The 13140-nt window shown below is 49.5% G+C and carries 15 protein-coding genes; 10 read left to right on the top strand and 5 right to left on the bottom strand.

The window, feature by feature from the left end:
• Window positions 1-16 precede the first annotated feature (16 nt).
• The 7 genes from DW947_RS00700 (at window position 17) to proS (ending at window position 8234) form a co-directional block, all read left to right on the top strand.
• Window positions 17-1510, top strand: coding sequence for a RagB/SusD family nutrient uptake outer membrane protein (locus DW947_RS00700; RefSeq protein ID WP_119958415.1), 1494 nt, complete (start codon window positions 17-19; stop codon window positions 1508-1510).
• A gap of 13 nt (window positions 1511-1523) precedes the next feature.
• Window positions 1524-3155 carry a sialidase family protein gene (locus DW947_RS00695; RefSeq protein ID WP_119958414.1) on the top strand — a complete coding sequence of 544 codons (1632 nt, stop codon included), beginning with the start codon at window positions 1524-1526 and terminating at the stop codon, window positions 3153-3155.
• Between the two features lie 29 nt (window positions 3156-3184).
• Window positions 3185-3853, top strand: a complete 669-nt coding sequence (locus DW947_RS00690) for a D-lyxose/D-mannose family sugar isomerase (RefSeq protein WP_119958413.1) — start codon at window positions 3185-3187, stop codon at window positions 3851-3853.
• A gap of 5 nt (window positions 3854-3858) precedes the next feature.
• Window positions 3859-4944: an aldose epimerase family protein gene (locus tag DW947_RS00685; protein WP_005829232.1), complete on the top strand. Its 1086-nt coding sequence runs from the start codon at window positions 3859-3861 to the stop codon at window positions 4942-4944.
• Window positions 4941-6020, top strand: coding sequence for a metallophosphoesterase (locus tag DW947_RS00680; RefSeq protein ID WP_016273674.1), 1080 nt, complete (start codon window positions 4941-4943; stop codon window positions 6018-6020). Before DW947_RS00685 ends, DW947_RS00680 begins: the two co-directional genes overlap by 4 nt.
• Window positions 6021-6067: 47 nt before the next feature.
• Window positions 6068-6625 carry a YhcH/YjgK/YiaL family protein gene (locus tag DW947_RS00675; RefSeq protein ID WP_016273675.1) on the top strand — a complete coding sequence of 186 codons (558 nt, stop codon included), beginning with the start codon at window positions 6068-6070 and terminating at the stop codon, window positions 6623-6625.
• Between the two features lie 115 nt (window positions 6626-6740).
• On the top strand, window positions 6741-8234 hold the full coding sequence (gene proS, locus DW947_RS00670; protein ID WP_005829226.1) for a proline--tRNA ligase: 1494 nt from the start codon (window positions 6741-6743) through the stop codon (window positions 8232-8234).
• 269 nt (window positions 8235-8503) lie between these two features.
• Here proS and DW947_RS22075 read toward each other — a convergent pair whose 3' ends face one another.
• Window positions 8504-8737 carry a type II toxin-antitoxin system RelE/ParE family toxin gene (locus DW947_RS22075; RefSeq protein WP_229095583.1) on the bottom strand — a complete coding sequence of 78 codons (234 nt, stop codon included), beginning with the start codon at window positions 8735-8737 and terminating at the stop codon, window positions 8504-8506.
• The gene (locus DW947_RS00660; protein WP_008663499.1) at window positions 8728-8961 is read right to left on the bottom strand and encodes a hypothetical protein; all 234 of its coding nucleotides are present in this window, start codon (window positions 8959-8961) and stop codon (window positions 8728-8730) included. Before DW947_RS00660 ends, DW947_RS22075 begins: the two co-directional genes overlap by 10 nt.
• A gap of 176 nt (window positions 8962-9137) precedes the next feature.
• On the opposite strand from DW947_RS00660, the gene DW947_RS00655 reads away from it, so the two are divergent.
• Together DW947_RS00655 and DW947_RS00650 are read left to right on the top strand one after the other, a co-directional pair.
• Window positions 9138-9320: a hypothetical protein gene (locus DW947_RS00655; RefSeq protein WP_005829223.1), complete on the top strand. Its 183-nt coding sequence runs from the start codon at window positions 9138-9140 to the stop codon at window positions 9318-9320.
• Window positions 9321-9380: 60 nt separating this feature from the next.
• Complete coding sequence (locus DW947_RS00650; protein ID WP_044468509.1) at window positions 9381-9596, top strand: hypothetical protein; 216 nt, start codon at window positions 9381-9383, stop codon at window positions 9594-9596.
• Here the strand turns inward: DW947_RS00650 and DW947_RS21470 are convergent.
• Together DW947_RS21470 and DW947_RS00645 are read right to left on the bottom strand one after the other, a co-directional pair.
• Complete coding sequence (locus tag DW947_RS21470; protein WP_005829220.1) at window positions 9593-9694, bottom strand: smalltalk protein; 102 nt, start codon at window positions 9692-9694, stop codon at window positions 9593-9595. The two genes, DW947_RS00650 and DW947_RS21470, sit on opposite strands and share 4 nt — an antisense overlap.
• 54 nt (window positions 9695-9748) lie before the next feature.
• The gene (locus DW947_RS00645) at window positions 9749-10258 is read right to left on the bottom strand and encodes an HU family DNA-binding protein (protein WP_008663501.1); all 510 of its coding nucleotides are present in this window, start codon (window positions 10256-10258) and stop codon (window positions 9749-9751) included.
• 277 nt (window positions 10259-10535) lie between these two features.
• On the opposite strand from DW947_RS00645, the gene DW947_RS00640 reads away from it, so the two are divergent.
• Entirely contained in the window at window positions 10536-10796 is a 261-nt protein-coding gene (locus tag DW947_RS00640) for a DUF4248 domain-containing protein (RefSeq protein WP_005829216.1), read from the top strand.
• A gap of 129 nt (window positions 10797-10925) precedes the next feature.
• Here the strand turns inward: DW947_RS00640 and DW947_RS00635 are convergent, their stop codons facing one another.
• Complete coding sequence (locus DW947_RS00635; protein WP_119958412.1) at window positions 10926-13055, bottom strand: VapE domain-containing protein; 2130 nt, start codon at window positions 13053-13055, stop codon at window positions 10926-10928.
• Between the last annotated feature and the right edge of the window lie 85 nt (window positions 13056-13140).

Here is a 13140-nt window from a genome sequence, read left to right as displayed (position 1 = left end):
ACGAAAAATAAGAATTATGAAAATAAAAATATTATCCGGCATTCTTCTTATAAGTGGGGTCTCGTTTTTTACATCATGTCATGGAGACCTGAATGTGATACAGCCCAGCCAGTTCACCAGCTTGTCCATGTGGACAGAGGAGAGCGATGCTACGAGTGCGGTAAATGGAGCATATACCCAATTCCGTTCCGCCTTTTCCGATTTGCTCAATATCTATGGAGAGCTGCGCTCAAACTGGTATGAGAGTGGGGCGGTAAATGATGCGTTTTTTAATAGAGTGGGTACAAACGTATTGCTGAGCGGTGATGCAGGTACAAATTGGAGTAGCATATATACTACCATTAATAGTGCAAATTTGATTCTGAAGCATACTCCGGAAATCTCTTTCACCAATGAAGCTACACGCAGTGAAGTGATGGCCAATGCCTATTTCCTACGGGCATATTGCTACTTTACGCTGGTGCGGGTATTCGGTGACTGTCCGTTACTGACTTCCGGCTTTGAGTCAGAAAAGCAGGAGGACATGTATCCCAGCCGTACGGCGGCCTCTGAAGTATATGCTCAGGTCGAAACCGATATAGAAGAAGCTTTAAGGTTGATGCCCGCTTCTTCCAAGCTTCTCCATAAGGCATCTCCGGCAGCCATCAACATGTTGCGTACTGAATATTACTTATGGAAGGCAAAGCGTCTGGGAGGAGGGAATGCGGCTCTGAGTACGGCGCAGTCTTCTGTTGATGCGGTATTGAAAGCCGGATATGCGCTTCTTCCCACGTTTGCCGATATTTTCAATTTAAACAACGAAGCCAATTCTGAGCTTATCTGGACATTGCCCTATATCGTCAATGAAAATGTGACTCCGGGAACATCCCCCAACTTTTTCGCCTATTATCTGGCACCTAACGGTGACAGAACCCGGCTGAGGGAAGCCGGATATACCGAGGATGAGGTTCCTGCCGGTTCCCATGCCCAGTATGTTGTGCCCACGCAAGCCTATTGCGATTTCCTGGCTGAGGATGCACGTGACACGCGTACGGATGTTTCAGTACGGGTATTCGAGGATAAGTTCCTGACGGAAGAAGTACAGATTAAAAGGATGGTTGTGAAGTTCAAAGGCTCCTTTGCCAATGATACGCGTAGTTTTGACAGTGATGTCCCCGTCTATCGTTTGGCCGAAGCCTATCTTTTGAAAGCTGAAGTGGAAAACGCCTTGGGAAATACGGATGCCGCTTTGCAGAATCTGAATGTAGTGGCCAAGCGTGCTTATGGGGTAGACAACTACTACACGGCAAGGACTCAGGATGCCATAGACAATGCCATTATCAGCGAAATACTGAAAGAGTTTGTCGCAGAATCAAAAGCATGGTGGGCATACCTTCGCTTTAATAAGGAATTCGAGCTTATTGAGACCTTGAAGGGGCGTGAAGGGGAGAAGAATGTTACCTTGTGGCCTATTGCTCCTGCTTGTCTCAATACTAATCCGAATATAACACAAACGGAAGGTTACAAATAAATATTGGGATGATATGAGATATAAGACTATACTTTTACTGGTCTTGTCTGCTTGGGGCATCATGGCATGCCAAAATTATACGGATAAGATAACGGTGGAGATTCGGCAACCGGTATATCCGGTGTTGACATTGAAGGAGCATAATCCGGTATTGTGTCTGCGTCTGATTAGGAACAGCGGCGTGGCATATCAGTTGGAAAAGATAAATTTCACTTTGGATGGAACTGTCCGTTCCGGTGATGTCGTTTCCGCTTCGCTGTTCTTGGATGAGAATTGTGGGCAGGTTTGTGCAAGTGCCAAAACGGTGAACAAACAATTGAGTTTTAAGGTAGGCCGGCAGATAGAGGAAGATACACTGACATGCTGGGTGACACTCCGACTGAGGGATGATGCGGCGCAGGCTACAAGCAAGATTGAAATCTCATGCAGCAGTGTTCAGACAGACTTGGGGCTGGTGGGCATCCGCCAGTTGCCCGCAGTAAAGCCGCTCCGTATAGGAGTGGCCCTGCGGCAGCCGGGTCAGGACGGGGTACACACTTCCCGCATTCCCGGATTGGTAACTTCGACGAAAGGTACCTTGCTGGCCTTGTATGATGCACGCAATGAAAGAGATGACGATTTGCAGGGCGACATTGATATTGCCATCAATCGCAGTGAAGATGGAGGGCGGACTTGGCAACCCATGCAGACTGTTCTGGATATGAAAGAATGGGGCGGGCTACCTCAGAAATATAATGGAGTGAGTGATGGTTGCATCTTGTCGGATGATTTCACCGGAGACCTCTATGTCATAGGGTTATGGATGCACGGAGTCTTGGACCCCAAGACGGGCAAATGGATAGAGAATCTTACCGATACCTCGACCGTATGGAACCATCAGTGGCGTGCGCACGGTTCTCAGCCGGGATATGGTGTCAAACAAAGTTCTCAATTCCTAATTAGTAAGAGTACCGACGACGGACTTACCTGGAGTGAGCCGCGTAACATTACCCGCCAAGTAAAAAAGGAAAAATGGTGGCTGCTTGCTCCCGGACCGGGTCGTGGCATCACAATGGAAGACGGTACATTGGTATTTCCGGTAGAGGGGCGGAACGAAGACGGGCTTCAGTTCTCTACAATCATGTGGAGTAAAGACAAGGGCGAAAACTGGACCGTAGGCGAACCGGCCTACTACAATACCAACGAATGTCAGGTGGTAGAACTTTCAGACCATTCCTTGATGTTGAACATGCGTGAGCGCAGCAACCGGGGACGTCAGGAAGGTAATGGGCGGGCCATTGCCGTCACTGCCGATTTGGGAAAAACGTGGACGGAACATCCCACGTCGCGCAGAGCTCTCATTGAACCGGCTTGCCAGGCATCCTTGCTGCGCCATGATTATATTGAAGACGGAGAAGAACGTCATGTATTACTCTTTGCCAATCCTAATTCAAAAGAGCGCCGTAACAACATTACCATTAAGGTGAGTTTCGATGACGGGCAAACTTGGCCCGAGGAGTATTGGACGTTGCTGGATGAAGGTAGGGGGGCGGGGTACTCTTGCATGACTTCCATTGACGAGCATACCATAGGTATCTTTTATGAGGGGAGCCAAGCCGACATTCAGTTCCAGGCTATCCCGCTGAAAGAATTATTGAAGAAATAAAAGTATAACACCTTAAAAAATAGACAAATATGAAACGCAGTGAAATCAATCGATATATCCGCGAAGCCAAAGCATTTATGACAAAGTACCACTTCATGCTGCCTCCATGGGCGGACTGGACTCCGGACGACTGGAAGACCAAAGGACCGGAATGTAATGACATCCGGGAAAGAGCCATGGGCTGGGACCTGACCGACTTCGGCTGGGGCGATTTCCTGAAAATCGGCCTGACGCTGGTAACCCTCCGTAATGGAAGTCTGCAGAAGAAAGACAAACCCTATTGTGAAAAGATTATGTTTGTCCGCTGCGGACAAGTGACTCCCACCCATTTCCATTGGCTGAAAACGGAAGACATCATCAACCGGGGTGGAGGAATCCTCTGCATGCGTCTGTGGAAGGCCGACAAGGAAACTGAAATGCTGACTGAAGAACCGCTTGTCGTTTCCATCGACGGAGTCAGTACACGGGTAGCTCCCGGAGAAACGGTGCGTCTTGCTCCCGGACAAAGCATTTGTTATGAGCCTTATCTCTACCATACTTTCTGGGCCGAGGACGACCATTGTCTGGTAGGCGAAGTCTCTACAGTGAACGATGACATGAGAGACAACCGTTTCCTCACCCCCAAGGGGCGTTTCCCGCAGATAGAAGAGGATGTTCCGGCCGAACATCTGTTGTGCAACGAATATCCCGAAGTTTAGAAAGTATGAAAGATAAGACCAACCTGACGGGATTGAATCCTGATAATTTCCGGTCCGTAATCAACGGAAAGGATACCGGCCTTTATATACTGCGCAATGGCAGCGGTATGGAGATGTGCGTCACGAACTACGGGGCCATCGTCTTATCCATCATGGCTCCTGATAGTCATGGTAAGTTTGAAAATGTCGTCATAGGCTTCGATACGCTGGAAGAGGCCCGCAGGCAAAGCAAGGACTATTATATAGGAGCTACTATAGGCCCCGTAGCCGGACGCATATTGCACGGCGCTTTCCGTGTAGGAGAAAAAGATTATCACTTACAGCTTAACTCTGTTTCTAATACTCTGCACAGTGGTGATAACGGTTTTCACACGGTGGTGTGGGAAGCACAGCAACCGTGTGAAAACCAACTTCTCCTCCGGCATTTCCATGCCGATGGAGAAGCCGGTTTTCCGGGCAATGTTACGGTAAGGATGATGTATACCTTGACGGACGACAATGGGTTCCGTATAGATTATGAGGCGGAGACAGACCGCGACACCTTGTTCTGTCCCACCAATCATGCCTATTTTAACCTGGCGGGCATGGGAACTCCCACTACTTCCATTGAAGACCATCTGGTGAGGATAAACGCGGATTTCTACCTGCCTATCGACATGAATACGAACAATACCGGTGAAGTCAGGGCAGTGGGCGATACGCCTTTTGATTTCCGCGACTACCATTCCATAGGCGAACGCATCAACCGGAAAGACTTGCAGCTGCTCAACGGCCACGGTTATGACCACTGTTTTGTCTTGAAGAAACCTGCGCTGCATGAGCTCTCTTTCGCCGCCACCTGCATCAGTCCGTCCAGTGGGCGCAGAATGGATATCTATACCACAGAGCCGGGGCTTATCATGTACACCGGCAATTATTTGCCGGGCTTCACGGGCATGCATGGCACTGTGTATCCGCGTCGTAGCGCCGTCTGCTTTGAAACCCAGTGCTTTCCCGATACACCGAACAATCCGCATTTCCCCTCCATCGTATTACGTGAAGGAGACCTTTATAAACAGACATGTATTTATCAATTCAGTACGCAACCATGAAAAACAGAATCATTCTTTGTTTGGGATGCCTGCTGGCATTCCTCCAGCTCCGGGCACAAGTCAATACCAACCAGCAGCATTTGTGCAATCCTAATTCTTTTTCCATCGTCCTGCTGGGCGACCCGCAAAACTACGTGAAGTATGACTATAACCAGCCGGTTTTTGAGCTGATGACGGCGTGGACCGCTCATCATATAGACTCCCTCCGTGTAAAGGCGGTGCTTTGTACGGGCGACTTGGTAGACCAGAATGAATGTATTCTACCTCCCTTCCCGCGTTTCGGGAATCTTACGAGCCGGGAGCAGTGGACATTTGTGTCGCGGGCTTTCGGGCGGTTGGACAACAAGGTCCCTTATCTCATTTCTACCGGAAACCATGATTACGGCTACACCCGTTCGGAGAACTCGATGACCCGTTTCCCGGAATATTTCCCGATAGAGCGCAACAGCCAATGGAAAAAGACCATCGTGGCTGCAACCAATAATAGAAACGGCCTGCCTACGCTGGAAAATGCCGCAATGGAGATAACGGACGAGCATTGGGGGAGGATTTTGATTATTGCCGTTGAATTTGCCCCACGTGATGAGGTCTTGTCATGGGCAAGGGAACTGGTGGCTGCCCCACGCTTCAAAGACCACACAGTGATTCTCATCACCCATTCCTATCTTACCGGCTTCGACAGCAAGCGCATCACCAAAGAAGGCTATAAGATAACCCCGTCCAATACGGGCGAAGGCATCTGGCAGAAGCTGGTGCAACCTTCTGCCAACATCCGTCTTGTGCTGTGCGGACACTATGCCACTCCGAATGAACGGTTGGACTATACCACGGGATTCCGTACCGACAAGAATGCAGCCGGACACGATGTGCACCAGATGATGTTCAACTGCCAGGCGTTGGGTGGCGGCATGAGTGGAAACGGGGGAGACGGCTGGCTGCGTCTGCTCGAATTCCTGCCCGACGGACATACGGTGCAGGTCAGGACCTATTCTCCGCTTTTCGGCTTTTCTCCTCAAACCAAGGACAAGGCATGGCGTACGGAATCTTATGACCAGTTTCAATTCACGATAAAATAAAAAATATGAAGCGTATATCAATTATTTATTCATTAATACTCTTTTGTATGTATTTATCAGCACAGACAAGTCCGGAGTGGACTTCCGGAAATGCGAAGAAATGGATGAAAAGTGCCGTTTGGTCCAATGGCTGGACTGTCTCTCCCCATAAATCAGTCAATGCTGTTGAATTTGCCTGCCAATATCATAAGAACAAGGATGTCTGGGATGCTGCATTCCGCTTTCTTGCCGAACATGATTTGGAAGCGCTGTCCATTGGCAACCATGTCATTCTGGAGGGGAAATGCTGGGCTACGGTCAGTGAATACATTCCCAAAGAGGTGGAGAAAGGGAATATTGAAAGTCACCTCCGTTTTGTCGACCTTCAGTATGTACTCTGGGGAAATGAAAAGATGGGGCTGGCAAGTGACATCGAAGTACGTCAGGCGTATAATTCAAAAAAGGATGTTGCTTTTTATACCTCTTCCCGGATAAAACACTACTCTGCCGATGCCGGCAGTTTCTTCTTGTTTTTCCCTTCGGACATTCACCAGCCTTCTGTTCGGGGAAAGGGGGAACTTGTTAAAAGCAGGAAGATTGTGATTAAAATAGAATATGTAGATTAGTGTGTTTTCGGTTCTATTAAAAATACTATTTGTTTTTCAAATAAATTTCCTTTAAAATTTGTACTTTTGCCGACTGTTTAGAGAAATCAACGAAAACTTTAAAAAACGAAATAGAATGGCAGTAGAATTGAAAGACCTTACCAAACGTAGTGAGAACTATTCTCAGTGGTACAACGAGTTGGTGGTAAAAGCCGATTTGGCAGAACAATCGGCTGTACGCGGCTGTATGGTGATCAAGCCCTACGGATACGCTATCTGGGAGAAGATGCAACGTCAGTTGGACGATATGTTCAAGGAAACGGGACACGTCAACGCTTATTTCCCCTTGCTTATTCCGAAATCATTCCTCAGCCGTGAAGCGGAACATGTGGAAGGCTTTGCCAAAGAGTGTGCCGTCGTGACGCACTATCGTTTGAAGAACGATCCGAATGGCGGCGGTGTGGTGGTGGACCCTGCTGCAAAACTGGAAGAAGAGCTGATTATCCGCCCCACTTCCGAAACCATCATCTGGAACACCTACAAGAACTGGATTAATTCATACCGCGACCTGCCTATCTTGTGCAACCAGTGGGCAAACGTGTTCCGTTGGGAAATGCGTACCCGTCTGTTCCTCCGTACCGCCGAATTCCTCTGGCAGGAAGGACACACGGCACATGCCACCCGCGAGGAAGCCGAAGAGGAAGCGGTAAAGATGCTGAATGTATATGCCGAGTTTGCCGAAAAATACATGGCGGTGCCCGTGGTAAAGGGCGTGAAGTCTGCCAACGAGCGTTTTGCCGGTGCCCTCAACACCTACACCATCGAAGCGATGATGCAGGACGGAAAGGCTTTGCAGAGCGGTACTTCCCACTTCTTGGGACAGAACTTCGCCAAGGCGTTCGATGTGCAGTTCGTCAATAAGGAGAACAAGCTGGAGTATGTTTGGGCTACTTCCTGGGGTGTTTCCACCCGTCTGATGGGAGCGCTTATCATGACGCATTCCGATGACAACGGTCTGGTACTTCCTCCGCACCTGGCTCCGATACAAGTAGTCATCGTACCTATCTACAAGAATGCGGAGATGCTGGCTAAGATTGACGAGAAAGTGGCAGGCATTGTTGCCAAGCTGAAGTCAATGGGTATTTCCGTGAAGTACGACAATGCCGACAACAAACGTCCGGGCTTCAAGTTTGCCGACTATGAGGTGAAGGGTGTTCCCGTTCGTCTGGTGATGGGTGGCCGCGACTTGGAGAACAATACAATGGAAATCATGCGTCGCGATACACTGGAGAAGGAGACGCGTTCCTGCGAGGGTATCGAAGAGTACGTGAAGGATTTGCTCGAGGACATTCAGGCAAATGTCTACAAGAAAGCGCTCGATTACCGCAACAGCCGCATCACCAGCGTGGACAGCTACGAGGAATTCAAGGAAAAGATTGAAGAAGGCGGCTTCATTCTGGCTCATTGGGACGGGACTACCGAAACCGAAGAGAAAATCAAGGAAGAGACCAAAGCAACCATCCGTTGCATTCCTTTCGATTCATTTGTTCCGGGTGACAAGGAACCGGGCAAGTGTATGGTTACCGGCAAGCCTTCTGCCTGCCGCGTGATTTTCGCACGTTCCTATTAATAATACCCACCCCGGATTACGCGGATTAACACAGATGATTTTAGGAGTTCTGATAATCAGAAACTTTTATCTGTGTCAATCCGCGTAATCCGGGGTGATTGTATATCTTGATACGTCCTCTCGGTTTTAAATTTATAGAGTTATCTCTCATCATGAATTGATGAACAGCTATTTATATTGCTTCAGAAATTCTGAGATTGTTTTGCGTACAGTTTCCGGAGATTGTTTTGAATGAAGCATTGCTGCAATGACAATCCTATTCTCATCAATCAATAATATATCACGTTAGGGGAAAGTTTTAAATGACGGACAGTAATGTTGTTAAATAGAGTAGAAAAATCACTGTCTATAATTCCTATATACGGATGTTTTGCTAAAAGATTTACTTTGTCTTGTATCTTTTGACGTGTTTTCTGTGCCGTCAACATGCCAAAATTATTCTCTACATAAATAAGTATCTCTAAAAAGTGCTCATAAGCCAACTTAGACCAGACTATTTCCATCCCATGCGTTCATTTATCATACTCTCTATTTGGGAGTTTGATATACAGTGTCCTGCTTTATTCTCTTCTAAGGCAAATAGAAGGGCTTCAGCCAAAGCATCTCGGGGAATACTGTTGATAAAGTCGTCCATCGGTATGGCTGATTGATGATAAGTTGCCATCATCGGTTCTTGTGCCGTTTGTTTGGGAGAGTCCTGCTCTTTATATGGTTTAATTTTACCCATTGCTTTTATTTTTAATCAAAGGTAAACTGAATAAATGAAAACTCCTAATATTCAATCCATTTATTTTCCACTGCATCAAAGCCAACCAATCTACATACTATTGTAACCTCCTTCACATCTTCTCGTAACAACTTTCCCTCATTTTTGCAGCGTAAAAAAAGAAAGGAGGCCCGAATATGAAACTGAACAGAAATGACTATACCGTAGAGGCGGCAGCCGGCGGTGGTTTTTACGCTTATTTTATGAATAATGTGTTGTGCAGCGCCTACGGTGAAACGCCTGACGAAGCCTGCGAAAACCTGGAACAGATTGTTGACGATTTTGTCAGTGATATGTATATGGTCGAGGAATTTGTCTGATATTCCGGCATCATATGCCGACCGAATTATCCTTTTTACGTATTCATTCCATAAATTCTCTTGAAGTCATGTCTGTGCGGTGCCGGTGTCATCTCCGAGGAGTTCGATTTGGAACGTCTGCTGGACTTCTCGGAGCATTTCCGTCCGAACATGGCTTTCCGCTATTGGGTGCGTAGCTGCGACTGGCGTATCCTGCGCTGTATAGAGAGGGAAGAAAAAGAGGAAACCTTTTTCGGGGTTTCCTCTTCCTGCCGTCCTTTCTTTCCGGCGACTTAAATGCTCACGTTCATCGCATTGGCTCCCAATGCTCCTAAGATAGCGGAGGCTACTGCAATCACGACTTTCAGAATTTTATCCCAGATACTTTTTTTCATGCTATATACGTTTTAAAAGTTGAACATACGAATCGGTAGTAAAATCAGTCATACTTATCCCAACGGATTTTCGCCCTGGTCTCCGTCCGAACCGCCTCCGTCTCCCGAGCCGGAACCGCCGCCGGAGCTTCCTCCTTCACCGTCTCCCTTGTTCAGCAAAGCTTCCAGGTCGTAGAAGTCAATCTTCTGCCCGGCACGCGTGGCGGCGATGTCCGGTCTTACGGTGCTGGAAGGCCGGAAATTGATTTTCACCGCTTTGATGTTCTTGGCGGTGCACTCCTTTACATCCAATACGCCTGCCGTACGCGCCGACAGGCTGAATACGCCGAAGTTCTTGATATTCACCGACTGGCCGCTGTAGAGGGTTGTTATCATGGCCTCCACAAAATTGGTCAATACACTCTGGATGTCTCCCAGTGTCAGCGAACTCTTCTCTTTCATCACATACGCAATGTCGTCCAGCGTCGCATTGTCGCCCAGTGTCACCAGCTGCGGGTAGAACTTTGCCACCGCATCTGCCTTTCGAGGATCTTTCCTCGCAATTTTCTTGAATGGTACTCCCATAAACAATTAAATAATTAAAAATTAACAATTAGAAATTAAAGTCCCGTATTGCAATACTCTTCTCTTTCTCCTTTAGGGGGGGGAAGAGGGGTGCTGCAAAAGTACTCCTCCGGCTTTTTCTGCTCATGGCTTTCTTCGGGTTACGCCGTCTCTTTCCCGTTTCCTTTCTGTTCAGGAAAAGTTCTTCGTCCGATGCCCGTTTATGTCTGTATATGCTTGGTCATATCGCTGATATTCAGTATCTTTATGGTGTAATAATCAACCAATAACATAAGGAATGAAAACAGAAAAAGAAAAGAGGGAAGAGGAGGAGGAAGACCTTCGTCCGTTCCGCATCCACGCCTATTCGAAGGAGGAGCTTGCCATGCTCTACAACCCGACTTACTGCATCAGCAATGCCATCTATACCCTGGCGGCATGGATACGCCACAACAAGGCGCTGAAGGGTGAGCTGGAGAAGGTGGGCTACAACAAATACCGGCGCACCTTCACTCCGCTGGAAGTGAAAGTGCTGGTGAAGTATCTGGGAGAACCCTGACAGGATGTCGGCCGGAAATAGGGAAGCCTTGTAAGGAAAACGCCAATATATGTAAAGCCCCGTAACAATATATGTTGTCATGCACAACAATATATGTTACGGGGCTTCTCTCTTCTCCTCGAATACCGGTTACTGATATAGCTGGATGTCCACTACTTCATATTCGGTCGTCTCCTGCTCGTTGGTCCGTGTACCGAATCCGTACTTTTCCAGTGCCTGCACCAGTACCAGCTGGGTGTGCGGGTTCACCTGCACCTTCCCGAATATGCTGAGCTTGGTCAGTATGACGCTGGCAGGGAGCCATTTTACCTGCAGGTCCTCGGGCAGCGGTTTGCGGAAGAAGACGAAGAGGTTCTCCTCCACGGGGTCTTTCATGCGGTGCCGTTCGTTGTGCTTGTTCAGCTGTTCTATCTCCTCGCCCTCGTACCAGTATCTGAAACCGTCTTTCAGCAAGGCGAGCGCCTGGGCGTAGATGCCGGGATGGTTCACCGGGGTGTGGTAGTCTATGCCGGTGACGGTGATGGGGAGGAAACGCCGGTTTCCACCGATGTCCTGCAGGCACTGCCGGTTGTTGGTGCTCGCGATGAAGGAGCAGTGGCGGGGCAGGGTGAAGGCTTCGATGTCGTAGGCCTTGCGCTGCGTCACGTTGTCCTGCGCGATGATTCGCTTCAATGCTGCCAGCTCGCCGGGCTTCACGCCTTCGAACTCCTCCATGTTGATGATGATTCGCGTGGCGAGCAGGCGGGCATCGTCCTTGTTGCTCGGGTCTATTATGCCGTTGTAGAAGTACTCTTTCCACTCGGGCGGCAGCAGGCGCCGAATCCAGCTGCTCTTTCCCTTTCCCTGCTCGCTGTAGAGGATGATGACGAGCTGGTTCATGTCCTCGTCGCTCAGTGCGCAGGCCACCAGGCCCACTATCCACCGTTTGAAGCCCTTCTGCCATAGCTCCCGGTTCTCGGTCGTCAGGGTGTCGGCCAGCCGGGCGATGTAGTCCGTCCCGTCCCAGGGGGGAAGCGCGTACAGATAGTCGGTGTAGGGGTTGAACTCCTTGGCGTAGTTGGAGTCTATCACGGCTCTGAGGAAATTCTGGTAGCAGGAGATGCCGGCCATCTGCAGGTCTACGAACATGGTGTTGTAGTCCTTTCCGCGCATGGGGCGGTAACCTTTTCCGGCATCTGCCGACGGGGTGTAGGGCATGAATTCGAGGCGGTCCAGGATGAGGTTCCTGCGGATGCCGTAGTGCTCTTCCAGAAAGCTCATCACTTGGTTGATGACGGGCTTTTTCTCTTCCTTCTTTGTGGCGGCTTCGCTGGTTTTGTCGGTATAGATGTAGGCATTGTGCAGGGGAGATTCCACGTCGGGATACTCTTGCCCGAACTCGTTTTTCGCCAGTCTGATGGCTGTCTGCTCGTCCAGGCCCTTGCTGTAGCATTTGTTGCCCAGGGCGAAGAGGAAGTTGTCGCGGTTGCCTGCCCGGAACCTGGTGGTGCGCTTCACGGCAGTCACGGCTTGGGAGAATATCAGCTTCTCCCAAGGCTTTGCGTCCTGCGGCGTGGCGGCAACGGAGGCGGGGAGGGGGTGTACCGTTTCGGCAGCCGTCCTCTTCTTGCCGCTTTCCTTCTTCGCAGGCGGGATGATGCGTGCCGGCAACGGGGAAATCTGTTCCAGCAGTGCGGCATTGATATAGGCATGCGGGTCGAAGGACATGAAGTATCCCCGCGAAATGTCCTTTCCGCTTCCGTCCACCTCTACTCCGAGAAGGGCCTCGTAGTGCTCTTTGGCGGCGCTGTACAGCTTCAGGTGTATCTCCTCGAGCGTGGCGTAGGTCACCTCGCCCTGCCGGAGACGGTCATACAGACGCCGGGCGTATTCCGTCTGCATGAAGACGAACAGCTTGTAGCCGTGCCTTTTGGGGGAGAGGAAACTGCCCAGGGTGTGCGGGTCTTCGTTGATGAGGGTCCGGGTCTGCTCCAACTGTCTCTCTTCCAGGTCGTCGATGTCGAGCGTGATGACGGGGTTGTAGCGGGTGATGCTCGGTGCGAGCCTTCTTTCCCGGTAGTTGGCCGTGAGGGTCCTGAAGGGAAGCTGCTTCTTGACGTGGTTGGCTTCCTCCACCTTTCCCTGCGCCACGAGGCTGGCGATTTTGATGATTAACTTGGCATGCTTGCCGTTTCTTATGTCAGCCATGTCCTGCGTGAAGGTTGTCTCCCCGCTGACGGCGCTGAAACCACGGTAGGTGGTCACTGGAATGTTTTCCATTCTACTTGTATTAAGTTTGCCTTATTGGCGGCGCAAAGATGCCGCTTATTTCCTTAGGAAGCAAAAACGGCCATCCGCAGTGGGA

The organism is Bacteroides sp. AM44-19, from assembly GCF_003603395.1.
Classification (GTDB): Bacteria; Bacteroidota; Bacteroidia; order Bacteroidales; family Bacteroidaceae; genus Bacteroides; species Bacteroides uniformis.
This window is presented reverse-complemented; position numbering and strand designations above follow the sequence as displayed.

What these genes read in the sequence shown, in the direction of transcription:
- DW947_RS00695 (WP_119958414.1), top strand. Translation starts at nt 1,524, where the DNA reads ATGAGATATAAGACTATACTTTTACTGGTCTTGTCTGCTTGGGGCATC.
- DW947_RS00645 (WP_008663501.1), bottom strand. Translation starts at nt 10,258, where the DNA reads ATGGGAGTACCATTCAAGAAAATTGCGAGGAAAGATCCTCGAAAGGCA.
- DW947_RS00660 (WP_008663499.1), bottom strand. Translation starts at nt 8,961, where the DNA reads ATGGGTAAAATTAAACCATATAAAGAGCAGGACTCTCCCAAACAAACG.
- DW947_RS00690 (WP_119958413.1), top strand. Translation starts at nt 3,185, where the DNA reads ATGAAACGCAGTGAAATCAATCGATATATCCGCGAAGCCAAAGCATTT.
- DW947_RS00675 (WP_016273675.1), top strand. Translation starts at nt 6,068, where the DNA reads ATGTATTTATCAGCACAGACAAGTCCGGAGTGGACTTCCGGAAATGCG.
- DW947_RS21470 (WP_005829220.1), bottom strand. Translation starts at nt 9,694, where the DNA reads ATGAAAAAAAGTATCTGGGATAAAATTCTGAAAGTCGTGATTGCAGTA.
- DW947_RS00635 (WP_119958412.1), bottom strand. Translation starts at nt 13,055, where the DNA reads ATGGAAAACATTCCAGTGACCACCTACCGTGGTTTCAGCGCCGTCAGC.
- DW947_RS00655 (WP_005829223.1), top strand. Translation starts at nt 9,138, where the DNA reads ATGAAACTGAACAGAAATGACTATACCGTAGAGGCGGCAGCCGGCGGT.
- proS (WP_005829226.1), top strand. Translation starts at nt 6,741, where the DNA reads ATGGCAGTAGAATTGAAAGACCTTACCAAACGTAGTGAGAACTATTCT.
- DW947_RS22075 (WP_229095583.1), bottom strand. Translation starts at nt 8,737, where the DNA reads ATGGAAATAGTCTGGTCTAAGTTGGCTTATGAGCACTTTTTAGAGATA.
- DW947_RS00685 (WP_005829232.1), top strand. Translation starts at nt 3,859, where the DNA reads ATGAAAGATAAGACCAACCTGACGGGATTGAATCCTGATAATTTCCGG.
- DW947_RS00680 (WP_016273674.1), top strand. Translation starts at nt 4,941, where the DNA reads ATGAAAAACAGAATCATTCTTTGTTTGGGATGCCTGCTGGCATTCCTC.
- DW947_RS00700 (WP_119958415.1), top strand. Translation starts at nt 17, where the DNA reads ATGAAAATAAAAATATTATCCGGCATTCTTCTTATAAGTGGGGTCTCG.
- DW947_RS00640 (WP_005829216.1), top strand. Translation starts at nt 10,536, where the DNA reads ATGAAAACAGAAAAAGAAAAGAGGGAAGAGGAGGAGGAAGACCTTCGT.